The sequence below is a fragment of the Burkholderia sp. 4NA327C6 genome, assembly GCF_005502655.1.
GTDB lineage: Bacteria > Pseudomonadota > Gammaproteobacteria > Burkholderiales > Burkholderiaceae > Burkholderia > Burkholderia contaminans.
In genome coordinates this window covers 1-20,832 of sequence record NZ_SCNZ01000082.1, presented here as the reverse complement: position 1 = coordinate 20,832, position 20,832 = coordinate 1, and the positions used below count along the sequence as shown (strand labels likewise).

Below are 20,832 nucleotides of genomic sequence, written 5' to 3'. Positions count from 1 at the left end.
AAAATAGGCTGCGTGCGACGGCCGCGCACTGGCTCGGGTGCGCTATGGACGCCCCGATTCGCGTCCTGCATCGCTGGACCCGCCATGATGACGACGCGCGCGCCGTGCGGCTCGAAACCGTGATCGACGGCACCGCAAAGCGCATCACCCTTTTTCGCCAAGCAACCGGTGCTTGGTCGCCGGTTTGGCAATAACCCGGAGACTTACGATGAGCTACCCGACTGACGAACTGATGATCGAAAGTATCATGGAAGGTTTTTTCGCGATTGCGTGTTCCGAAAATGCCGCGCCTTCCATCGCGGTACATCATGGCGACGACGGCGAACTGGCATTTACGCTGCCTACGATTGACTGGACCGCGTGGCAAATCAATGTCGCGATCAAGATCTACGAAAAGGCGTACGCACGGGGCGAGCGCTACGGCGCTGCGAGCGCTCAACGCGTCATCCGTGAAGCACTCGGCATCTTCCATTGACCCATTTGCGGGCGCTGCGAAGCTGGCGCGCCGATCGGAGCGAAAGCGATGAACAACACAACAGTTTTGCATATCGAGCAGATCGAGCGCGCGATCAACATTTGGCGCGCCCGCAAACCGAGCGGAGATGGTGATCCAATCCTGTGCCGCGAAGCGCGGATTCTTGCCGAACCCTACGCGCTGATGATCGTGAACGGCGCTACGCAGATCGACGTGACGCACCTGTCCGACGCGCAACGCGCCGTGTTCGACGGCGCGTTTTCGCAACAACGCGTCATCGACGCCACCCGCGTCCGTTATAGCGGGACTTCACAAGGGAGATTTGACATGCGCGCACAGTGGGCGATCACCTACAAGACAGAGGCTGGATTCGACGTCGAGATCATCGACGCAGGTAGTTACGAAGAGGCTTGGACTCGTGCGGAATCGCTCTTTGGCTCGCAGTTTGTAGAGGTCGAGCGCGTCGCGTGAGAGCCGTGCCCGCCGGCGAGCGCGGATCGCATCGCCGGGCCGTCCGGCCGGTAGCTGGAGCGCACCTTGAATTTGTGTATCCCATGGGATACTATATAGGAAATGAGAATCGAGCAGACAGACGATTTCGCGAAATGGTTGCGCGGCCTACGCGACCACATCGCGCGCGCGCAGATTGCCAAGCGGATCCAACGGCTCGCGCGCGGCCAGTACGGGGACGTGAAATCGGTGGGTGCCGGGGTGAGCGAAATGCGCGTGCACGTCGGCCCCGGCTATCGCGTCTACTTTGTCCAACGAGGCTCAACGCTCGTCGTCCTGCTATGCGGTGGCGACAAGTCAACGCAGCAGCGCGACATTGAGCGCGCTATCGCGCTTTCGGCGCAATTGGGAGATTGACATGGGTATCAAGACAACGCCGTTCGACGCGGCCGAATACCTCGACACACCCGAGGCGCAGGCCGAATATCTGCGGGTTTCGTTCGAGACTGGCGATTCTGCCGACATTCAGGAAGCCATCGGCACTGTGGCGCGTGCGCGCGGCATGACGCAGATTGCGCGCGATGCGGGCGTTGGCCGCGAAAGCCTCTACAAAGCGCTGGACGAGCACGGCAACCCGGAATTTGCAACGATCCTGCGTGTGGTGCGCGCGCTCGGCCTCACTTTGACCGTAACGACGCCTGTACACGAGCACGCCTGAGCCGGGATTTTTGCGCGGCGTCGCGGGCTGGCGGGCGCTCGCCGCTACGCCGCGACCACCCGCCAGCCCGCGACCAATGCGTTAGCCAGTTTGCGCGCTGCGCAAATGAATCGGGGCAATCCCGCTCCGCGCATACTTCGCGCGTCGCCGGATTGCCCCAACGATCACACCGACGCGCCGTCGGCGACAGCGGCTGGCGGCACGCCCTGGGCGGGTTTCGCCGGCACCGGGGTCTCACCCGGTTTCGCGAGTGCGACTTTTACCGCCTCGAGCCGCTCTTTCCACTGTTCCGCCGGGATCTCGTCGAGCCCTTCCGCGCGCAGCAGCTCGAGCACCGCCTTATGATTCCGCTCGCGATCCCTGCGGATCATCTCGCGCTGTTGGTCCTGCAGTTTTTTCAGCTTCGCCGCCGCCCTCGCGATCTCGTCTTCGATCGATCGCGGTTTGCGCGCTGTCTTCCCGGTATCTGCTGTCATGGCCTGTATTACTCCATCTTGCCCCTCCCCCTTGCCGCGAAGTGTAACGGAATTCGGCCGCGCAACGTAAAGGACTGGGGCCTGATACCCCGCTGTCGCACCGCTGCCCCGTGCCTCATCCGTCGCGGCGCAATTGCCCGCTGCGCGACTCGCGCGCAGCGGCCGGCACCGTAGTTGCCGCCGACGCAACCGCTCCGAGCGCTGATCCGGCGCCCCCGCATATTTCCTGCTGTCGCCGCGCGGGGCGTCACCCGCGGTTTCGCGCGGGCGACGCCCCGCGCGGACCACCTAGCCAGAGCGCAATGCTCGCATTGCGCAGCTCGAGCACGGCGGCCGCCACCGTCGCGGCCGCCGGCCCGACCAACCAGTTCGCCGAGCCCCCGGCCCCGCGACTTTCATGCTGTCGCCGCGCCGGGCGTCGCCCGCGCGAAACCGCGGCCGCCGCCCGGCGCGGACCATCCACTCAGACGCAATGCACGCATTGCGCAGCTCGAGCGCGGCGGCCGCCAACGTCGCGGCCGCCGCCTCAACCGCCTCGCGCATTTAGTCGACGCCGCCGTGCTTGTGCAACTGTCGCCGCGCGGGGCGGCACCCGCCCGCCGCCGCGGCCGCCGCCCCGCGCGGCCCCCCTCCAGTGCCCAATGCACGCATTGGACAGTCCCAGTTCGGCGGCCGCAAAGTCGCGCCCGCCGAAAACCGGCAAACCAACCGTGCTCACAGCGTTTTCTCTCTGGCTATTGCTCGGTGCCCATCTATCCACGCCCGGAATCCGCGCACGCCGGCAGGTTTCCCACATATCCACCGGTCCCCGCGCTTCTCCCGTTTCCCACAACCAACACCGTTGTGGAAAACGGCGCGCGGCCGACGCTCTTGCGATGTTGATGCATCGTGACGTCGGTCCGGACCCGTGGATATGTGGAAAACCTGCGTGGCATAACCACCGCCCGCGCTCCGAATGTCTCCCTGTCCTCGCCCTGCCTTCGTCCGACCTCGCTTTTCCGTTTTTTCCCTGTGCTGAACGGATCGACGCTCGCCTACCTTTTCTGCTTTTCTCGTCCGTCCCTCGTGCCAAGGAAATCCTGCAAATCGCGTCTGTGCCTCAACCAGGCGAACGCCTCAATGGAACGAAATCCTCGCTCTTGCTGGCTGCGATGCCGATCGCGACGCCTGCTGAAAAACCGGTGATACCCGGACCCGTCCGGGCATCACCATCCAGATACCGTCCGTCCGGGGGGGCGACCCGTGGGGCAAGCCCCACCCCCCGACCAGACGGTCACACACCACGCAACTCCGTTGCGGGTGTGTAGAGCCTTGCTGCGCAAGGCTCTACACTGGCAGACACCGAAACGCATACGCGCTGCCACCGAAGCACATCCCAAATCGCGCAATACTTTGCTGCATAAGGCTGGAACGTGGCAGCCAAACGTCGCATGTCTGCGAAGATCTCGCCATCGCCGTAACGAAAAGGTGTCTAAATGGCGGGCATTTTGGAAACATCGGAGTCCAAATTGTCAGACACCGAAACGCTATCGATAGGATAAGCCGATGAATATAAAAGAGAAGTCGCTGTCAATCGCGCACCGAATCCGGATGCATACGCGGCAGACACCGAAAACCATTTACATCCACTATAATGACGTAACTATTTGATTAGCTGACCTCTTTAGAAGGTCGGTCGGGGAAAAATGGGGCGATGTGTATGCTGAGGCGCACATGCCACGATCAAGTCATGCCAGCAAAGGCAAATCCGAGCGTATCACCCTTCGTTTCGATAGACCCACCAACGAGTTCTATCGCAGAAAGGCAAACGAGGCTGGCGTTCCGGTAGCGGAGTTTTGTCGTCAAATCCTCGTTCGCGGGATCGTGAACGATAACGTCGAACAGATCGAAAGGCGGCTGAACGCGCTGCTCTCCGCTATACCGATTTCCGCACAAGCGGCGAACGGCCAAGCCGCACATGCCGGTGGGAATTCTTCCCATCTGCTTCCAACCGATCTTGTTCGAGCGATCTATCTCTGTCGCGAAGTGCTGACGACAATCGTCAGCGACAGGAACATACAGTTCCTACATCAGGCACAGGATCGCGCCGAGGCTGCTACCAAGAAACTGCTGGGAGAGAGCAATGGCTGATCAACGCTCGCCCAATGGTATTGCGACTTTTTCTCGGGGAACCGCCCTCTGGTGGCAGCAGGCAAAACTCCTCACCAGCGCGGTCGTGGCGGTGGTCATCGCGGGCATTCTCGTCGGCGCGCTGGCCGGCGGCGCATATCTGTATTTCGTCACGTCGGCCGAAACACGCTATTTGACGGCCAAGCACGTCGAGGCTGAAATCCTCACCGTCGTGCCCATGGCCAATCCGAACGTCTCGTTCCACTTCGCCAGCAATGACACGGAATTGCCGCCAGCCGCCGCGCTGTCATTTACTGACGATGCCGCCGAAGAGTTTTTCGTCTATGCGCGAAATGCCGCCCTGTACGCTGTTCTTACCGCTATAGCCGTGACGTTTCTTTCCGTCCTGTTCTGGATGGAGTACGGTCGCGGAAAACTCGCCGAGAAGCAGGTTCGCGGTGCAAGGCTCGTCAAACCGAAAGCACTGGTCAAGGAACTGGAAAGCCGAGACGACGCCAGCCCGTATCGCATCGCCGGCGTGCCGATGCGCAAGAAGGCCGAAGTGCTCGGTACGCTCTTCGCCGGTGCCCAGGGTAGCGGCAAGTCTCAGCAGTTTTTCGCGCTGATGGAGCAGGTCCGCGCCAACAAAAAGCGAGCGATCGTCTATGACCCGTCGGGCGAGTTCACGGCTACCTTTTTTCGGGAAGGCAAGGACATCATCCTGAATCCGCTCGATGCGCGCAGTCCCAACTGGAACGTGTGGCGCGAAATCCAGGGTGAAATCCATTACGACGGGCTGGCAGAGGGGCTTATCCCGATTCCGCCGAACGTTCCGGATCCGTTCTTCGCCATCGCCGGGCGCATGGTCTTCAAGGGCGCGGTCCGTGCGCTCGGTGACGACAACAAGCGAACCAACGCCGCGCTGTACAAGGCCATCGCTCACAGCAATCTGGACGAATTACACGCCATCCTCGCGAACGAGTCTGCCGCCACTTACGTTGATCCGATCACTGAGCGTACGGGCATGAGCCTCAAGATGACCGTGCAGAACCAGCTTGATTGCTTCCGCTACCTGCATGACGAAGGTGAACCGTTTTCGATCCGCGAGTGGATCCAGAATGAGGACGAAGACGACGATTCCTGGCTGTTCATTACCGTCAACGAAGAGCAGAAAACCGCCCTGCTTCCGCTAATCAGCCTCTGGTGTGACATCGCAATCCGCTCGCTTCTTGCGCTCAAGCCGATTCATCGCGAACGCCTCTGGTATTTCTACGACGAGCTCCCTACGCTGCAGAAACTGGAGATCATGAAGCTCGCCGTGACGAACATTCGCAAGTTTGGCGGTTGCTTTGTGATCGGCATCCAGGATTTCTCGCTACTCTTCTTGATCTATGGCGAGCACCTTGCGCGCACGATCATCTCCGGATGTCAGACCAAGCTCCTGTTGCGCGTGACCGACGGTGACGCTGCCAAGGCGTTGGCCAACGCGATCGGGCAGGCTGATCTGGACGAGAAAGAGGAAAGTCTGAATCTCGGGATCGATGAGCGTCGCGACGGTATGAGTGTTTTCGCGCGCCGTAACCTTCGGGATCTTGTCCTCTCTTCCGAGATCTTACGTCTGCCCGACATGGAGGGCTATTTGGTCACACCCAGCGATTACCCCGTCGCACGGGTGAGATACAAATATACGCATCGGCCCGAAATTGCCACACCGTTCATTCCCCGTCGGACTTTTGACACGTGGCTTACTGCACACGCCGCACCCGGTGGCCACGCGGCGCTGTCGCCGCCCGCACCCGGTTCCGCGGCGCCGGCAGAAACTGCACCATCCCCGTCACCCGCGCCGACCGACGCGACTGCGACGTCTTCGTCCGCGGAGCAATCGGTGCCACCCGCAGGCTCGTCTGCCGCGAACAAAATGCCGGCAGCTGCGGCGTCCCGTGCGGATGACGTTGCGGCCACGCCGACTGGCGCTGAATCGGCCCCGGCCACTTCGAATCTGGTTGTGCTGGCGACGGGTGAAGTCGTGGACGGCGACACCGGCGAGGTTCACGGCGCGTCGACTTCCCGCGAACCGGGTGCCGGCCAACGGCCGACCGGCCGCGCCGGTCTCGGTGACTTGTTGGGGTGACGCGCGATGATGAGCATGCACAATGTCGGCAGCGCCGGCCAGGCACTCCACTATTTTTCGAAGGATAACTACTACACCACCGATCAGGGGCTCGAGCATTCCGCCTGGTTCGGCAAGGGTGCGGCCACCCTCGGTCTGAACGGGCAAGTCGATCGCAATGTGTTTTTCAAGCTGCTGTCTGGACAGGTCGGAGACCAGCAGCTTGGTCGAGTCGTCCTGGACGAGAATGGCGAGCCCGAAGTTGTACATCGGCCTGGGATCGACTTGACCTTTTCGGCACCGAAGAGCGTCAGTATCGCTGCCGAAGTTTTCGAAGATCGCGACGTCCGTCTCGCCCATGAAAAAGCCGTCAAGGAGGCGCTCGAGTACGTCGAGGCGTATGTCGCGCAGGCTCGCAAAACGGTCGATGGCGAGACGCTTGTCGAACCGACCGGCAACGTTGTAGCCGCCCTCTTTCGCCACAATACGAGCCGCGACCTCGACCCCGACACCCATACTCATGCGCTGATCATGAACGCCACCCAGCGCTCAGACGGCGAATGGCGATCGCTGACCAATGACGAGCTGTACGTGCAGCAGAAGGTGATCGGCGCCGTCTACACTTCTTCGCTCGCACGCGAATTGCAGAAGCGTGGCTATGCCATTACTGCGCCGGACAAGAACGGAAACTTTGAGTTGGTCGGCATCACCCGAGAGCAGATCGAGCACTTCAGCCAGCGTTCGGCCGCGCGTGACCGATGGCTGCGTGCAAATGGGATCGATCCGACGAGCGCGACGCCGGCGGAGAAGGAGCGCGCGGTGTTGGCCACCCGTGAACGGAAGGTTGGTGTCGACCATGACGCCTTGTCAGTTCAATGGCGTGAGCGCGCACAGACAGTCGACCTCGACTACAGCGTCATCCGGCAGAAAGCACGCGAGGCGCGGGAAGCGGGAACGGATGCACGGGTCGTCAAGTTGTCCGGTATCGAGGCCTTGCGGTTTGCAGCGTCTCACCTTGGTGAGCGCGAAATCGTGCTGAACCAATATGACCTGGTCAAAACCGCGCTGGAGCACGCGGTCGGGCGAACGTCTCCAAATCAGATTCTCGATGCGTACAAGAAGCTGGTCGATCAGGGCAAGATTGTCGACCTTCCGGACGGCAACATCACCACCGAGAAGATGCTCAACACGGAGCGCTGGACGGTCGAAAATGCGCTCGCGCAGCGAGACGCGACGCCGGCGATAGCGCCAGCCGAACTGGTCCGGTCCAGGATCGAACAGGCCATCGCCACCGCGCGTGTGGAGCGGAACGATCCCACCTTCGACTACACCCCTGGCCAGCGAGCTGCGATCGAGCATGCGCTGACCAGCAAAGACCGGATCGTCGCGGTTCAGGGACTTGCCGGCGTGGGAAAAACCACGATGGTCAAGGGAACCGTCCAGGTCGCGCACGAGCAGGGCTGGCTCGTCCGGGGGATGGCGGCTACCGGCCAGGCTGCCAAACAGCTCGAGAACGATTCGGGTATCAAGGCCGATACGGTGACGATGTTCGAGATCCATGAGCAGCGGCGCCAGGATGATCTGAAGCTGCTCCGCGAGTATGTACCGGACTTGTCGCGGGAGCGCGAGCTCTGGCTTGTCGACGAGTCGTCATTCCTCGCCCAACGGCAAATGGCGCGCCTATTTAAGATGGCGGAACGAGCAGATGCGAAGGTCATTCTCCTCGGAGACCGCCTCCAGCTGCAGGCCATCGAAGCAGGTAAACCGTTTGAGATCCTGCAGGACGAGGGCGTGGCCACCGCCCAGATGACCCAGATCCAGCGCCAGAAGAATCCCGAGCTGCAGCAGGCAGTCGCGATCACCGTGGGCACAGCCGACCTTGCGGTAGATGAGCCCCTCACCGACCTGAACCTCGCTCGCAACGCTCGCGCCTTTGACTTCCTCGAGCAAGCTGGGCGCGTGACAGAACACGACAATCCGCAAGACCTGATCGACCTGATGGCGCGCCAGTACGCCGACCGGGGACCGCGAAGAAATCAGACCATCATCATCACGCCGTTTAACGAGGATCGCGTCGAGATCAACAATGCGGTTCGGGCTGAACTGCAGGCGCGCGGCGAGCTGGATGTCAACGACTCGGAGCACACCATCCTCCGGTCCGACGGAGACATGACCCGGGCCAAGCAGAAGGAGGCGCAGTATTACACTAGGGATATGACCGTGCGGTTTGGTCGGGACTATCAGAAAATTCTAGCGTCCCGCGGCGAATACATGCGCGTTGAGGGTACTCGACCCGACGAGGGTATCGTCGTTCTCCGGAAGTCCGACGGCTCTCTAATGGAGTGGGAGCCGAAGAGGTACAACCGGGTGGAGGTGTATCTCTCGGAAACGAGGAGTCTTGCCGCGCGTGACGTCATTCGCTTTACCCGCGGCGACGAGCTCGTCAAGAATGGCCACGAGGCGACCGTCGTTTCTGTCCACGAGAACCAGGCGGTCCTACGGCTGGCGGATGGCAAGGAAATTCCCTGGGAGCTAGACGCGCAGCGCCATTGGGATCATGCCTATGCGGCGACGGTCCACGCGGGCCAGGGCGCCACCCGCGAGCAAGCCATGCTGCATATCCCCGCACACAAAATGGAGCGTGATCCGGAAGATGCTCGGCGCCAGTCTGACGTCGCGATGACGGTGCGTCGGATTTTCGGTGACCGCAGCTTCTATGTCGGCCTCACGCGGGCCGTTGACGACCTCCAGATTTTCACGACCGACGCAGTTCTTGCTCGGGCGGCCGTATCACGCCACCAGGATAAGTCGAGCGCCATCGAAACGCTGCGTGAGCATGAGTTGGCAGAGCAGACGAATGACCGGCCGCAGCGCCAGCGACGCCAGCAAGCTGCCCAGCAGATGCAGATCGAGCCGGACTGACGTTGCAGCGGCCCTGCAGGAACCCGGCTAGCTTGCTGGACTGAACCAGGTCGAGAGACGCCGATCGGTCGCCGGCTATTTCTCAAACCGCAATAAATCGAATCGAAAGAACGCAGTGGGAGTCTCCAATATCCCTTTCGATCTGCTGACGGCGATCGATGCAGAGATCGTCGAAAGACCAAGCAGTAAAGGATCCAAAATCGAGGCCGATATCATCGTGTAGGATCAGCAGCGGTACTATGGCCCTGGCGCCCGCGGTCTCACGATGTTGTATAAATTTCAACTAACACCACATCGTATGTTTGCAAAAAAGAATAAATTTATTAGTAGAGGGTCGGTGGCAGTGTTCGCACGAGTCACTGTCGTTTCGGTTTTTGTAACTTTCTTCATGATACCTGCAGGAAACGTAATGTCGAAGACGAAAAGCATCAGCAAACAGCAGTCTAGCGAATTCTGGAAGGAGAAGCTGGGTCTCGAACCTCACCCCGAAGGGGGGTATTTTCGATATGTATTTGGTTCGGATATTTTTCGAAAAACCGCAAGTGGTACTGAGAGGAAAAATTACAGCGGAATATATTTCATGGTGACGCATGACAGCCCGTCACACTTTCACCAAATGGTATCCGATGAAATTTGGTACTACCACGCTGGCGATCCGCTGACGATGCACTTCATCGATGAGAAGGGTGCATATGGGTCAGTTCGTCTCGGCCCTAACCTCGAACATGGCGAGGTACTCTCGACTGTGATGCATGGAGGATGGATTTTCGGGGCGTCGGTTGATTCAGGTGATTACACCCTCGTCAGTTGCGCTGTTGTGCCGGGCTTTGATGATGCTGACTATAGAATTCTTACTCAGGCCGAGTTGCTGGAAAAATATCCGAAATATCGAGATATTATCTTGAAGATGGCGTACCAGAACCTCCCAAAGTGACGCGAGCGTTCGTGTTTCGAGCGCGGCCGGCGGCTCTTTCGTTTGTTTGGCGGATCGATTTGGAAAGGCTTAGTTATGGTAATGGCAAATAGTATCCCGAGATGCCAAGTTGAGGCGATTCTCCCGAAGGATGGCGAAAAGCGATTTTCGGTCGCAAGAGTGCGAGTGAATGATACGGGTATTTCAATGAAACTCCCCGTTGGGAAACTTCTAGAGGCAGACTGGATCGGTAAATTCTCTGCCAATGATGTCGCATTGCTCGCTACCGTAAATGCTAGCGATGTCAATATCCAGAACATCACCGAGCGAGTGCCACACTTCCCATACGGGATTATTTATCTTACGGCGCTTTTCAGCGTCATGTTGGTCACCACCAATTTAATCGGGGATAGTATTACCACCATCAACCTACCTTTCCTCCATGGGTACAGCGTTCTTTTTCCTACGGCGCTTGTCGTTTTTCCATTGACATATTGTTTTGGGGCCTGCATCACGGAAACGTATGGCTTCGTCGTAAGCAGGCACGTGATCTGGGGTGCATTTTTAGTCAACATACCGGTCATTTTGATTATTCTCTCGCTTGAGAAGGCCGGATGGCTGGGTGGCAGCGTTCTTGGGGTGTCCCATCAAATGATGCGAGCGCTTGGCGCGTCGGCAGTTGGATACTTCGCGGGCGAATTGTCTAATTCCCTGGTTGTATCTCGGTTGAAGATCGCACTAAAAGGTCGCGCCTTGATCCTTCGGTTCCTTGCCGCGAACGCCGTCGGAGCAGTTGTCGATAGCGTTTTGTTTGGAACGCTCTTGTTTTACGGTGTAGTGCCGTTGATTGTGCTGCTCAAGATAGTGCTTGCTCAAATTACGATAAAGATGCTGTACGAAATGGCGTTCTCCGTCTTGTTTTCAAGGATCGTTCTCTGGATAAAGTCGCGTGACGGTGTCGATTACTATGACTATAAAATCAATTTCGCTCGCGGCTAGTGGCCCATTATAATTTCCAGAACCTTTCCGATGATCGCTTGCTCATTAATCAATATCGGGCGGCGCTTTGACGTCGATTCAATGTCGTATCCGATGAGCCTTTCTCCATCTGTCAATTTGACGAAGGTATAAGTTTGTTCATCCACTTCAACAAGTGCCAGGTCGCCAGCATCAAGAGAAGCGTAATCTCCTACGACAAGGGTGGCGTTGGGCGGCAGCGGTTCAGTACGGCTCTTGGGGGTGAGTGCAATCGCAAACCGGCTCGAATTTGCGTTCGATACCTTGATCCAGAGCTGATCGTGGCGGGGAGTTGCGGATGCTTTTCGAGCGTCGCGTAGACTCCGCTGCTCATAGACGGGCACGAACCCCCTGCTCTCCTCGCCGAAGAGGGAAGACATCGGAACGGCGAAAAACCTGGCGATCGCTGAGATCGTGCTCAGTCGCGGATCGATAGTTTCACCAGATAAAAGGCGGCTTAGGGTCCCCCGGTCAAGTTCGATCGCCCGCGACAGTTCCGAGTCGTTGACCCCGGCCTCCTGCTGTAGGTGCTTGACGGTTGCCACAAAAGTGGCCGCTAAGCTTGTAAGTTCTTCCTTTTTCTTCACGCGCTATACCCGACCCTATTTTTTGTTCAACGAAGGAGTTGAAAATTTTCAACATCCTGTTACAGTTCGTAACGTCATTTGCTGGTCGACTGATCGGCGCGGGTCTCGGTAGGAGGACAAGATCAAAGGCCTCCCAATGCGCCTTGCAAAATATGTTGTTTTGCAATGCAATTCATGTTCTAATGCAATGCAATAAAGCGAATGTTGGTGGAAATTGACCCGAACCATCCGAATCGGTAGCTATCGCTTTACTATCCTCCAGTTGAGCACATTGGAGGGTGGGTTGAGCAAGATTACTGAGGCGGAATTTCGGGATGCGGCGAAGAACAACGCTATCAAGCACGCATCGGTGTTGCGCACGGATAAAGGCTATCTCTTCGTCGTCGAACTGTCGTGGAAGGAGGGGCTGCACACGTTGTATACGTTCCGCAATGAACCGAGGACGTGGGCAAGCCTGGATAGCATGATGAAGTACTTTGAGAAGCACGAGCTGAACGTAAATGTGATCACCCTGCAGTGGAATCCGAAGGGGTGAGCGGTACGAACGAGACGGATCGGGATACGGGTACTCGGCGTCGGTCTTACCAACACGAGCTAGACACGGCCACTGAGTCACTCGTTCGGAAGCGTAGTGAGTTCTTTGCGCCGCCCGCGTGTTACTAGCCGTTTTGTAGTACGCGATCTTGGTCATTGACCGCCGTGGGTTTTGATGTAGACAACAAAGGATGTGCGGCGTTGCGGATATCCTTACGTCGCAAATTCGGAAATGATCCGAACATTCATGTCTCTGTCGTGCAGTTGTAGTTAATTAAGACGGACATACAGGGTGCGCCAACACCCTATATGCCCTGACCACAAGCAAATAGCTGGGAAAGCTGAGAGAGACCACTCGTGGCTACAGATATTGTACGTCAATCCTTCGGGCTTGACGCGTTCGATGCGTCCCTTTTTCTTGGGGCGACGATGCGCTTCTTACCCCTCGCCGGAATGCCACCGGTGAAGAGGGCTTTCCTTCGCTGCGCATGCTCAGACTTCGTTCGCAGCCACGTATTTCGCCCTGCGGGTCCGGTGCCACGCTTCTATTCAGAAGCGCATGCCTTTTGCTCAATGTTGCTCTTTCGGTACGAGTCGCCTTGGCTCGTATCCCGCCTGTCGCTTCCTTCTCTCAGTGCCTCGACTGCAGGCGGTCTCGTAGCGTCTCGGGCCAACCCGGTTCGCTACGTTTTTTATTCCGTGCGTCGCCGCCCACTGCGTGCGATGCGCACCTTCTGCGGGGCGCTTGCCGCCGCGTTTGCCCTGCTCGCCGCGCCGTCGGCGACCGCGGACGTTTGCAAGGGCAATATCTTCAATGAGGCCGCAGCCCTCTATCACCTGGATCCCGATCTCCTGCGGGCGATAACCTGGGTCGAATCTCGTGGCATGCCCGGCGCGGTTGGGCCGCGCTTGCCCGACGGCCACAGGGCTTGGGGGGCAGCGCAAATCAACGATGTTCATCTTCCCGAGCTCGTGAGCTACGGCGTTACCCAACGCGACCTCCTGAATCCATGTGTGAACCTCAAGCTCAGCGCATGGGTGCTCGCCAACTGCATTCAGGCCAAGGGCGCGACTTGGGCCGCCGTCGGTTGCTACAACACCGGGCCAGGTTCCACGAACACCGCCGCTCAGGCGCGCTATGTCCGGCTGGTGCAGCATGCCTATGCCGGCTACCGCGCCCAGTCGACGCTCGGCAAGGTCGCCGCGGGGGGCACGCGATGATGCGCCTTGTCCCTCTTCTTGGCCTTATTGTCGGGACGCTTGCGCAGGCCTGCTTTGCGTCTTCCCGTCTTCCGGACTACGACGTCACGCAGATCGGTGAACCCGGCTCCGGCCGCTACGTGTTCTGTTCGGGCGACACGTGCCCTGAACCGACGATCAAGCACCTCGCGGCACCAACGTCTGTCGTTCAAGAGAATCTATCGCTCCCTTCATCGGCCGCGGAAAACCAGCCCATTCGAGCGCTTCCTACGCCGATCGCCACGCACCGCCGATCCCGGCACGCGCGAATCCGACATGTCCACCGAGTCGCGAAGGTGGCGAATCGGACGCTTTGCACGGCGGGCGACACCGTCGGCGCGGTGCCGAAGAATTTAGCTGACCGTTAGTCCGCGCAGCTGACCGATTCACCACTCGACCAAGGAGGATGTTAAGTAGTAAGTAGTCCGTAATAAATGATTGATTGTTCGTTTAACTACTCTCTCCCTGAATCGTGCTCGCGCTGCCCATAGTGGCGCGAGTACTACTCCCGGCCCGCGCTGCTGGCTACCCACCACATGAGGACTAGATGAATACCGCTCAATTCAACCAGCTCGAGATGCTCGAATATCGAGCCGCGAGCGCCCTCGTTGCATTCGAGGATCGCGTGAAGGCGCTGCTGCAGAACCCCGAAGTGCGTGAAACGCTGAACTTCATCGCTGCCGTGATGCTCGCCGTCACCCTGATGATGGTCGCACGCTACGCGTTCGGAACGGACGGCGCAGAGTTCCAGCAAGGGTCGACGACTGTAGAAGGTTGGGCAAAAGGCAACCCCGGTAAGACATGTGCCCTTGCCGGCGTGTTGTGGGGCAGCGTCCGAGCGATGTTCGTGAAGGACTACGGTGCGTTTGTCATTCCGTCCGGCATCGGCATCGCGGTCGGCGTGATCGTCGGCATCATCGACGCAAGCTACACCGCGACAATTTGAGCGGGGGCGGCGATGTCGGATGATCTCAGTCACTACGTGCCCAGTCGCCTTGACGACCCGGAGAAGTTTCTGTTTTTTCGCAAGGATGTAGCAGCGATCGGCCTTACTGGCACGATCGGCGGTGTGTTGCTCAACCACACCTTGCTTGGCCTTGTCGTGGGCGTTGCGTTCGCGGCCGTTTGGCAGAAGTTCAGCTCCGGCCAGCATCCCGGTATGTCGGCTCACGTCATGTACTGGGTATTGGGTCAGCCGGCGCCGAAGAAGTTTCCGCCGTCCGATCTTCGCGAACTGAACGGGTGACGCGATGACCCCCGGTAAAGCCGCCCAATCACGCGAAGCGCTGCAGGCCGAGAACCGCTTTCTGAAGAAAGTACTGCTCGGAAACGGTACCACCAGTGTAGTCATAGCACTCGTCTGTGCATGGCTGGTCGTCACGCAGCGCGTCATCATCATGCCGCCAGCCGTTCGCGGCACCTACGTCATCGGAGCCCGCTACGCGAACGACCAGTACCTCGCCGATCAGGCCGCGTACGTGCTTTCCCTTTCCAAAAGTGTCACGCCGACCACCGTCGACAACAACGTACGGATTCTCCTGTCCATGGTCGACGACGATCGGCGCGCCGCGCTCAAGACCGAATGGGAGGCCGACGCGCTGCAGATCAAGCACGACGGCGTGACGAACGTCTTCGAGCCGATGGGGGTTGGTGAGGTGGACTTCCGCAACAAGGCCGTGAAGGTCACCGGCACCTTGACCACCTACATCTCCGGCAAACGCACGAGCTCCGAACAAAAGACCTACGAGGTCTATTTCGGAATCACCGTCTTCGGCCGCTTGGTCCTCCTCGACATCCGAGAAGCCACGCGCGGCAAACAAGGCGTCGAGCCGCTGGTCACAACGGAGACTCCCGCATCATGAAATTTGCCTTCAATCGACAGCCGCCGAAATTGTCCACCGCGTTCAGGCCGCGTCTCGTGTTTGCCACCGTGATGTTCCTGACTACCGCTAGTGCGCATGCGATCCAGGTCGTCAAGGGAGCGGATCGGCAAGCGCAGCAGGTCTCGATCTCCGCGGCGGAATACAACGTTCTCTCAATGTCCGGGGGGCGCAGCTTTTCGAAGATCGTGCCTGCCGTACCTAACTCGATCTCGTGGACGCAAGACGGCGGGAAGCTCTGGCTCATGCCCGCGAATCCCACCGCGCTGAATGAGTCGATCACGGTGTTCGTGATCGATGACGCTGGCACCACCTACCGTTTGTTGCTCGTACCTGGTCCGCGACCGGCCGAAGATATCCGTATCGAACCGCCTGCAGCGCGCTCGACCCAAGCGCTCCACGCATCGGCCTTTCAACGGCGGGTGAAACTCATGATGCTGGCGATGGCCGGTGGTCGGGGGGCACCGCAGCTGTCGTACGCGTCGGTCGACACTGTCGTGCCGCTCTGGAAGGAGGCTGTGTTGACGCTGGTCCGTCAGTACAGCGACGGCGATTTCATTGGCGAGACCTACACGCTCTCGAATACCTCGCACACCGACATGGCCGTCGACGAGCGCGAACTCTACGCGCCGGGCGTGCTCGCCATCGCAATCGAAAACGCAAACCTGCCGGCCGGCGCCAGCACGATCGTCTATGTCGTTCGTGAGCGGGGCGACCATGAGTGATGTCAATCAAGCAACCAAGCGCCGCCAGCGGATCCTGACCGTGGCCGGTTTCGCCGTCCTCGCTGGCCTCTTCGCCGTTGGTATGTTCTTCACGCAGAGCGGGCCGGCCAATCGTCAATTCACCACGAAGGTGCCGTTCACGAGCCTCGGCGACCAGAACGATCGCAATGCCTGGCGGGCTCACTCCGAGGCGCAACTCGCTGAGCTTACGCGCAGGATGTCGGGTATAGATTCGCGCACCGACGATGCCGTGTCGCAGATGAAAGCCTTGTCGAAAGCCCAGGACGAGCTCAGCAAGCGGATCGACGCGATGAAGAGCACGCCGGCAAGCGCGCCCACGCCCGCGTCCGGAGCAACGGCAGACCGCGCGGCCCTGGACAAGCCAATTCCCCTCAACGGGGCCCCAGCCAAGACGGGCGCAATCCTGAATCCGCCATTCGGCAAATCCGGCAAGCCCGGTGTCGATATGGCTGCCGCCCCTCCAAAGCTCGACATCATTCAATTCAATACACCGACCGGCAACGGGGCCGACTGCGTCGATCCCCGCTACTCGTCGTTGCCTTTGGATCAGGCGACACGCGCACAGCAGGACTGCCTGAAGGCCAACGGCAAGAAGAAAGTCAGCTTCATCCCGGGCTCCTCGTTTGTTCGCGTATTCATGATGAACGGTGTCGACGCGCCAACGGGAGGTGAGGCGCAGCACGACCCGCTTCCGGTCTTCCTCCAGGTATTGGACCCAGCCAATCTGCCGAACAGCCGCAAGCTCGACATCACTGAGTGCCGGATTCTGACGCAGGCATATGGCGATGTGTCCAGCGAGCGCACTCACATGCGCGGCGAAACGCTCGACTGCATCCTGAAGAACGGCCGAACCGTGGAAATGCCGATCAAGGGCAACGTGATGGGCGAGGACGGCAAGGAGGGTGTGCGAGGTCGGCTCGTCTCGAAGGCCGGATCGGCATTGGCCATGTCGGTGTTCGCCGGTATCTCGTCCGGGATTGGGCAAGCGTTCAATCAGTCCGCCAACACCCTCAGTAATACCGCCCTTGGGTCGACCTCCATTATCAATCCGAGCCAGGTCGGCCGCGCTGCTATCGGCAGTGGCGTTTCTGGGGGCGCCGACGCTCTTAAGCAGTACTACATCCGCACGGCCGAGAAGCTTTTCCCCGTGATCGAAACGGACGGTGGTCGCATTGTCGAGTTCGCCGTGACAAAGGGTGCCGAATACGACGGCGCCCTCTCCGATATCAGCAACATCAACGATGGCTTGGCCAACGATGGCCGTGCTAACGATGGGGGCTACACCGATGACTGATGAAACGAAGAGCGTGACCGTCACAGCGTTCGAGGCCGCAATGCAGCGGTGTGCGGACGAAGCGGAGCACGAAGCGTCGTTCACGCAGGATGGAGACGGCAACTACCACCAACCGGAAATGCGCCGGGCGCTTGCCGGTTGGCTCGGCGCGGCTTCGCTCATTGCCGAGCACGTGCGCGGATTCGCGGATATCGGTGCCGATCGATTTCGAAGTGATCCCGCGTTTCAATCTGGCTTCCTGGAGTTTCTTAAGCAAGCTGCCGATCTGCTGGACCTCTCCAGCAACGAATTCGGTTCGTTAGCCGTAACCGACGCGAATCCGCTGACATGTGCGGCAGCGTTCGACGACGCGGCACTCGACGGGTTCAACAGTGCGTTGAAGGCAAAGATGGCGGTGGGCAGAGCCCAGGGGCGTACCGGCTGGTGGAGCGCGCAACGGGATGACCTATCGACGATGTTGCGCTCGCACGTCGACAAGGGCGACCCCATCGATATCGGCCTGCTCGCCATGATGCACTGGTACAAAGGCGAGGCCGTGGCGCCTGCTCCTGCGCCGACCGAGATCGTTGCCGCCGGCGAGCTCACGAAGATTTCCAGCAGTCCGGTCATGGGTGGCCAACTCGACATCAGAACATCGGCCGGTGCCATTGGCATTACCGGCTTTCCGAACGAACTTGCTCGCGAGTGCAAGCCCTTGCTCTGGGAACAGGTGGAGATTGTGATCCGTTCCACGGCAGCAGCGCGACCCGCTGCGGCCGTCAAGGCGGGCGCAGGCGCGGATCGCGAGGCAGTCTGTCACGATTCTGCCGCTCCCTCATTGGAGCAGAAAGCGTGAGCCGACTGACGAAAGCCCAGCGCGATCGGCTCCGGCGCAAATACGACGGACGCTGCGCGTACTGCGGAATGCCATTGCCCGATCGGTGGCATGGCGACCATGTAGACCCGGTTGTGCGCGCGGTCGAGACCAAGCGTACCGCGGATGGCCAATGGAAGCTTGTGAGCGGGCCGTCCAGGCATCCGGAGCGTGACGTCGAGTCGAATTACATGCCGTCCTGTCCGCCTTGCAACATCAGCAAGGGGCAGATGTCGCTCGAGCAGTGGCGCCAGTCGCTCATGAAGCATGTCGCCTCCCTCAATGCGTATCACCCGATGTATCGCCTGGCGAAGTGCTACGGGTTGATCGAGGAAACCGGGGCGCCCGTCGTCTTCTATTTCGAGCGTGTAGCCGCGCGTGCGGTGACTTCCGGAGAACGTCAGTGAACTCTCCACGCCAATATCAACTGATTCCCTGTCCATTCTGCGACCGCGAAGCCGCCATGCGCGTGTCGGAAGGAATGTTCGGTGGGAGCTGCGTCGACCTTGCTTGCCTCGGCTATCAGATGGTGCTGCTCTTTAACGACGCCGCTGCCGCTGCGGCCGCGTGGAACCGACGCGCTGGCTCAGTGCATCCGGACGATGTCGCCGTCGACCTCTTCGCTGCACGGATGAAACGCAAGCTCGCCAAGAAGCGCGAAGAAGGCCGGGGCGGATGGAGCGACTCCGCGACGGTCTCGGCGATGACGCTCGCGCGCGAGCTTATCGAGCTCGTCGCGAAGGGCGATCCAGTGGATGTTGGCAACGTCGCGATGATGCTCGACCAGCGAGGTGCAGACGCGCGGTTCTTGCCGGCCGCGCTGTGGGACTTCGTGCAACGCCGCAAGCCCGCGGAGGACTGACCATGCCGCGCGCCAAATATATGCCAACTGCCAACGATGTACTTGCTGCGATGCGCCCACGTGTCGCCTATGCAGCCTACGCGTTGGCAAGCGAGTTCCACCTGAGCGCGGCACGAATCCGCCCGTTGCTCGAGGCGATGGTCGCGCAGGGCACGCTGTCAATCGCGCATGTTCCGAATTCGCGGGGCTACAACGTCTGCATTGCCGGAGATAGGCGGACTCCGGATTTCCCTGTTGAAAAGTATGTCGGCGTGCCCGCCGCACCGCGCACGCATGTTGTGTTGACCGGCGACTTGACCGTATACGCGGATGAGATCAAGCGCCGCGCCGACCTTTGCATGATGGTGCGGCGATGACCGAGTCCAGCAAGATCGAGTGTTGCGACCGCACGTGGTTGACCCCTCTTCCCGCGTCGGCATCCACGTTCGTCGGCGGCCCCTTTTCCTCAACATGCTCAACGATCCAATGAAACAGGCCAAATTCACTTTCGCTCTTCTGATGACGACGTGCATCGCGTGGGGTTGCACCACCCAAGGTACGTCCACCGTGCCGGCGCACGTCGCCGGGCCAAGCTCTGAAGTCGGTGTCACGGCGTCCGCCGCTCAGGGTGCCACGTCGCAGATAAACCCGGCCGATCCGAACGTTGATCCGGGGGTTGCTGCGCTCAAGGCAGCGCTCCATGCACGCTACCCGGCGACCCAGTTTCGCGAGGTCGCCGCCACGCCGTCGGCTGGCATCTATGAGGTCGTGATGGGTAACAAGGTTGCCTACACGGACGTCACCGGGCGGTACTTCCTGTTTGGCCACCTCTTCGACATGGTGACGCAACAGGATCTGACCGTGCCGCTCGAGCAAGCACTGCAGAAGGTGCGGTTCCCGGCCGACCGGCTTCAGGACGCGTTCGTCGAGGTTCATGGTACCGGCCGCCGCAAGCTCGCGATCTTCGACGATCCTGATTGTCCCTACTGCCTTGCCTTGGAGGACGACCTCTCCAAGCTCAAGGACGTCACGATCTATCGATTCATGTATCCGCTCGAATCGATCCATCCGCGGGCCCGCGCGCATTCCATAGCGATCTGGTGCGCCGAGGACCGGCTTGCCACCTTGCACGCGTGGATGCCCCTCGCATTGTCGCGCTGGATGCGCGATCAAGGATCGGCTGCGACTGGCGGCGCTGGCAAGAAACCTGCACCGCCGCGCGTCGAACCGAAGCTCGTGTCGTGCGCAAATCCCATTGACGCGAACGAAGCGCTGGCCGCAAGCATGGGCATTTCTGGCACGCCGGCACTTGTGAGCGAGGACGGGCGGGTGTTGCCTGGCGCAGCCAGCGCCGAAGCAATCGATCAATGGCTCGGAGCGAAGTGACCATGAAAAGCAAGATCAATCTCGTCACGCTTTACGCGCTTCTCGGTCTGACCGGCTGCAGCTTCAGCGGATACGACGCGAGTTCGCAATTCGCCTGCAAGGCGCCCGAAGGCGTGCTTTGCAGCAGCATGTCCGGTATCTATGCCAATGCGATGGCGCATAACCTGCCCGATCAGCGCGTTCATACAGGCGCCGGCGCGACGACGAATATCGCACTCGGCAGCTATGCCGGAGATCCCGGCACTACATCGAGCGCATCGGGTGCTCCGGTCAGTGCCAGTT

24 protein-coding genes and 1 pseudogene are annotated in these 20,832 nt (G+C 59.9%); 23 read left to right on the top strand and 2 right to left on the bottom strand.

Features of this window, described 5'->3' with window-relative positions:
- From FFS49_RS40130 to FFS49_RS40110, 5 genes and pseudogenes are all read left to right on the top strand, one after another.
- Positions 1 to 194 (top strand): annotated as a pseudogene (locus tag FFS49_RS40130) (hypothetical protein); the annotation flags it as partial.
- A 14-nt stretch (positions 195 to 208) separates the two neighbouring features.
- Complete coding sequence (locus tag FFS49_RS40125) at positions 209 to 475, top strand: hypothetical protein (RefSeq protein ID WP_080322968.1); 267 nt, start codon at positions 209 to 211, stop codon at positions 473 to 475.
- Between the two features lie 48 nt (positions 476 to 523).
- Complete coding sequence (locus tag FFS49_RS42830; protein ID WP_249362276.1) at positions 524 to 946, top strand: DUF3717 domain-containing protein; 423 nt, start codon at positions 524 to 526, stop codon at positions 944 to 946.
- Positions 947 to 1,048: 102 nt separating this feature from the next.
- Positions 1,049 to 1,342, top strand: a complete 294-nt coding sequence (locus FFS49_RS40115) for a type II toxin-antitoxin system RelE/ParE family toxin (protein ID WP_053526869.1) — start codon at positions 1,049 to 1,051, stop codon at positions 1,340 to 1,342.
- Position 1,343: 1 nt separating this feature from the next.
- A complete protein-coding gene (locus FFS49_RS40110; protein WP_011695198.1) occupies positions 1,344 to 1,643 on the top strand; it encodes an addiction module antidote protein in 300 nt (99 codons plus the stop codon).
- Between the two features lie 164 nt (positions 1,644 to 1,807).
- Here FFS49_RS40110 and FFS49_RS40105 read toward each other — a convergent pair whose 3' ends face one another.
- Complete coding sequence (locus FFS49_RS40105) at positions 1,808 to 2,119, bottom strand: hypothetical protein (RefSeq protein WP_137910515.1); 312 nt, start codon at positions 2,117 to 2,119, stop codon at positions 1,808 to 1,810.
- 1,713 nt (positions 2,120 to 3,832) lie between these two features.
- Here FFS49_RS40105 and FFS49_RS40100 point away from each other — a divergent pair.
- From FFS49_RS40100 to FFS49_RS40080, 5 genes are all read left to right on the top strand, one after another.
- On the top strand, positions 3,833 to 4,249 hold the full coding sequence (locus FFS49_RS40100) for a hypothetical protein (RefSeq protein WP_137910256.1): 417 nt from the start codon (positions 3,833 to 3,835) through the stop codon (positions 4,247 to 4,249).
- Positions 4,242 to 6,359 (top strand): type IV secretion system DNA-binding domain-containing protein, encoded by a 2,118-nt coding sequence (locus FFS49_RS40095; protein ID WP_137910255.1) that lies wholly within the window; start codon positions 4,242 to 4,244, stop codon positions 6,357 to 6,359. Before FFS49_RS40100 ends, FFS49_RS40095 begins: the two co-directional genes overlap by 8 nt.
- Before the next feature lie 6 nt (positions 6,360 to 6,365).
- Positions 6,366 to 9,260 carry a MobF family relaxase gene (mobF, locus tag FFS49_RS40090; RefSeq protein WP_137910254.1) on the top strand — a complete coding sequence of 965 codons (2,895 nt, stop codon included), beginning with the start codon at positions 6,366 to 6,368 and terminating at the stop codon, positions 9,258 to 9,260.
- A gap of 409 nt (positions 9,261 to 9,669) precedes the next feature.
- Positions 9,670 to 10,194: a cupin domain-containing protein gene (locus tag FFS49_RS40085; RefSeq protein WP_137910253.1), complete on the top strand. Its 525-nt coding sequence runs from the start codon at positions 9,670 to 9,672 to the stop codon at positions 10,192 to 10,194.
- 186 nt (positions 10,195 to 10,380) lie between these two features.
- A complete protein-coding gene (locus tag FFS49_RS40080; RefSeq protein ID WP_244254387.1) occupies positions 10,381 to 11,172 on the top strand; it encodes a VUT family protein in 792 nt (263 codons plus the stop codon).
- Here FFS49_RS40080 and FFS49_RS40075 read toward each other — a convergent pair.
- A complete protein-coding gene (locus tag FFS49_RS40075) occupies positions 11,169 to 11,777 on the bottom strand; it encodes a helix-turn-helix transcriptional regulator (RefSeq protein WP_137910252.1) in 609 nt (202 codons plus the stop codon). The genes FFS49_RS40080 and FFS49_RS40075 overlap by 4 nt on opposite strands.
- A gap of 283 nt (positions 11,778 to 12,060) precedes the next feature.
- On the opposite strand from FFS49_RS40075, the gene FFS49_RS40070 reads away from it, so the two are divergent.
- From FFS49_RS40070 to FFS49_RS40005, 13 genes are all read left to right on the top strand, one after another.
- The gene (locus tag FFS49_RS40070; protein ID WP_137910251.1) at positions 12,061 to 12,312 is read left to right on the top strand and encodes a hypothetical protein; all 252 of its coding nucleotides are present in this window, start codon (positions 12,061 to 12,063) and stop codon (positions 12,310 to 12,312) included.
- Between the two features lie 722 nt (positions 12,313 to 13,034).
- Positions 13,035 to 13,532 carry a lytic transglycosylase domain-containing protein gene (locus tag FFS49_RS40065; RefSeq protein WP_053526747.1) on the top strand — a complete coding sequence of 166 codons (498 nt, stop codon included), beginning with the start codon at positions 13,035 to 13,037 and terminating at the stop codon, positions 13,530 to 13,532.
- A gap of 565 nt (positions 13,533 to 14,097) precedes the next feature.
- A complete protein-coding gene (locus tag FFS49_RS40055) occupies positions 14,098 to 14,496 on the top strand; it encodes a hypothetical protein (RefSeq protein WP_053526833.1) in 399 nt (132 codons plus the stop codon).
- 12 nt (positions 14,497 to 14,508) lie between these two features.
- Positions 14,509 to 14,796: a type IV conjugative transfer system protein TraL gene (traL, locus tag FFS49_RS40050; protein ID WP_053526834.1), complete on the top strand. Its 288-nt coding sequence runs from the start codon at positions 14,509 to 14,511 to the stop codon at positions 14,794 to 14,796.
- A gap of 4 nt (positions 14,797 to 14,800) precedes the next feature.
- Positions 14,801 to 15,412: a type IV conjugative transfer system protein TraE gene (locus FFS49_RS40045; RefSeq protein ID WP_137910249.1), complete on the top strand. Its 612-nt coding sequence runs from the start codon at positions 14,801 to 14,803 to the stop codon at positions 15,410 to 15,412.
- Positions 15,409 to 16,155: a type-F conjugative transfer system secretin TraK gene (locus tag FFS49_RS40040; RefSeq protein ID WP_080322979.1), complete on the top strand. Its 747-nt coding sequence runs from the start codon at positions 15,409 to 15,411 to the stop codon at positions 16,153 to 16,155. Before FFS49_RS40045 ends, FFS49_RS40040 begins: the two co-directional genes overlap by 4 nt.
- Positions 16,124 to 17,470 carry a TrbI/VirB10 family protein gene (locus FFS49_RS40035; RefSeq protein WP_249362246.1) on the top strand — a complete coding sequence of 449 codons (1,347 nt, stop codon included), beginning with the start codon at positions 16,124 to 16,126 and terminating at the stop codon, positions 17,468 to 17,470. The genes FFS49_RS40040 and FFS49_RS40035 overlap by 32 nt, the downstream gene beginning before the upstream one ends.
- Positions 17,463 to 18,305, top strand: a complete 843-nt coding sequence (locus tag FFS49_RS40030) for a hypothetical protein (protein WP_137910248.1) — start codon at positions 17,463 to 17,465, stop codon at positions 18,303 to 18,305. Before FFS49_RS40035 ends, FFS49_RS40030 begins: the two co-directional genes overlap by 8 nt.
- A complete protein-coding gene (locus FFS49_RS40025; RefSeq protein ID WP_137910247.1) occupies positions 18,302 to 18,730 on the top strand; it encodes an HNH endonuclease signature motif containing protein in 429 nt (142 codons plus the stop codon). The genes FFS49_RS40030 and FFS49_RS40025 overlap by 4 nt, the downstream gene beginning before the upstream one ends.
- A complete protein-coding gene (locus tag FFS49_RS40020; protein WP_080322981.1) occupies positions 18,727 to 19,185 on the top strand; it encodes a hypothetical protein in 459 nt (152 codons plus the stop codon). Before FFS49_RS40025 ends, FFS49_RS40020 begins: the two co-directional genes overlap by 4 nt.
- 2 nt (positions 19,186 to 19,187) lie before the next feature.
- On the top strand, positions 19,188 to 19,541 hold the full coding sequence (locus FFS49_RS40015; protein ID WP_137910246.1) for a hypothetical protein: 354 nt from the start codon (positions 19,188 to 19,190) through the stop codon (positions 19,539 to 19,541).
- Between the two features lie 109 nt (positions 19,542 to 19,650).
- Positions 19,651 to 20,550 (top strand): DsbC family protein, encoded by a 900-nt coding sequence (locus FFS49_RS40010; RefSeq protein ID WP_249362365.1) that lies wholly within the window; start codon positions 19,651 to 19,653, stop codon positions 20,548 to 20,550.
- 2 nt (positions 20,551 to 20,552) lie between these two features.
- Positions 20,553 to 20,832: TraV family lipoprotein (locus FFS49_RS40005; protein WP_137951067.1), on the top strand; the 280-nt coding region annotated here is incomplete at its 3' end.

Excerpts from the sequence above, each read along its gene's own strand:
- FFS49_RS40125 (WP_080322968.1), top strand. The coding sequence starts at position 209 with ATGAGCTACCCGACTGACGAACTGATGATCGAAAGTATCATGGAAGGT.
- FFS49_RS42830 (WP_249362276.1), top strand. The coding sequence starts at position 524 with ATGAACAACACAACAGTTTTGCATATCGAGCAGATCGAGCGCGCGATC.
- FFS49_RS40115 (WP_053526869.1), top strand. The coding sequence starts at position 1,049 with ATGAGAATCGAGCAGACAGACGATTTCGCGAAATGGTTGCGCGGCCTA.
- FFS49_RS40110 (WP_011695198.1), top strand. The coding sequence starts at position 1,344 with ATGGGTATCAAGACAACGCCGTTCGACGCGGCCGAATACCTCGACACA.
- FFS49_RS40105 (WP_137910515.1), bottom strand. The coding sequence starts at position 2,119 with ATGACAGCAGATACCGGGAAGACAGCGCGCAAACCGCGATCGATCGAA.
- FFS49_RS40100 (WP_137910256.1), top strand. The coding sequence starts at position 3,833 with ATGCCACGATCAAGTCATGCCAGCAAAGGCAAATCCGAGCGTATCACC.
- FFS49_RS40095 (WP_137910255.1), top strand. The coding sequence starts at position 4,242 with ATGGCTGATCAACGCTCGCCCAATGGTATTGCGACTTTTTCTCGGGGA.
- mobF (WP_137910254.1), top strand. The coding sequence starts at position 6,366 with ATGATGAGCATGCACAATGTCGGCAGCGCCGGCCAGGCACTCCACTAT.
- FFS49_RS40085 (WP_137910253.1), top strand. The coding sequence starts at position 9,670 with ATGTCGAAGACGAAAAGCATCAGCAAACAGCAGTCTAGCGAATTCTGG.
- FFS49_RS40080 (WP_244254387.1), top strand. The coding sequence starts at position 10,381 with ATGAAACTCCCCGTTGGGAAACTTCTAGAGGCAGACTGGATCGGTAAA.
- FFS49_RS40065 (WP_053526747.1), top strand. The coding sequence starts at position 13,035 with ATGCGCACCTTCTGCGGGGCGCTTGCCGCCGCGTTTGCCCTGCTCGCC.
- FFS49_RS40055 (WP_053526833.1), top strand. The coding sequence starts at position 14,098 with ATGAATACCGCTCAATTCAACCAGCTCGAGATGCTCGAATATCGAGCC.
- traL (WP_053526834.1), top strand. The coding sequence starts at position 14,509 with ATGTCGGATGATCTCAGTCACTACGTGCCCAGTCGCCTTGACGACCCG.
- FFS49_RS40045 (WP_137910249.1), top strand. The coding sequence starts at position 14,801 with ATGACCCCCGGTAAAGCCGCCCAATCACGCGAAGCGCTGCAGGCCGAG.
- FFS49_RS40040 (WP_080322979.1), top strand. The coding sequence starts at position 15,409 with ATGAAATTTGCCTTCAATCGACAGCCGCCGAAATTGTCCACCGCGTTC.
- FFS49_RS40035 (WP_249362246.1), top strand. The coding sequence starts at position 16,124 with ATGTCGTTCGTGAGCGGGGCGACCATGAGTGATGTCAATCAAGCAACC.
- FFS49_RS40030 (WP_137910248.1), top strand. The coding sequence starts at position 17,463 with ATGACTGATGAAACGAAGAGCGTGACCGTCACAGCGTTCGAGGCCGCA.
- FFS49_RS40015 (WP_137910246.1), top strand. The coding sequence starts at position 19,188 with ATGCCGCGCGCCAAATATATGCCAACTGCCAACGATGTACTTGCTGCG.
- FFS49_RS40010 (WP_249362365.1), top strand. The coding sequence starts at position 19,651 with ATGAAACAGGCCAAATTCACTTTCGCTCTTCTGATGACGACGTGCATC.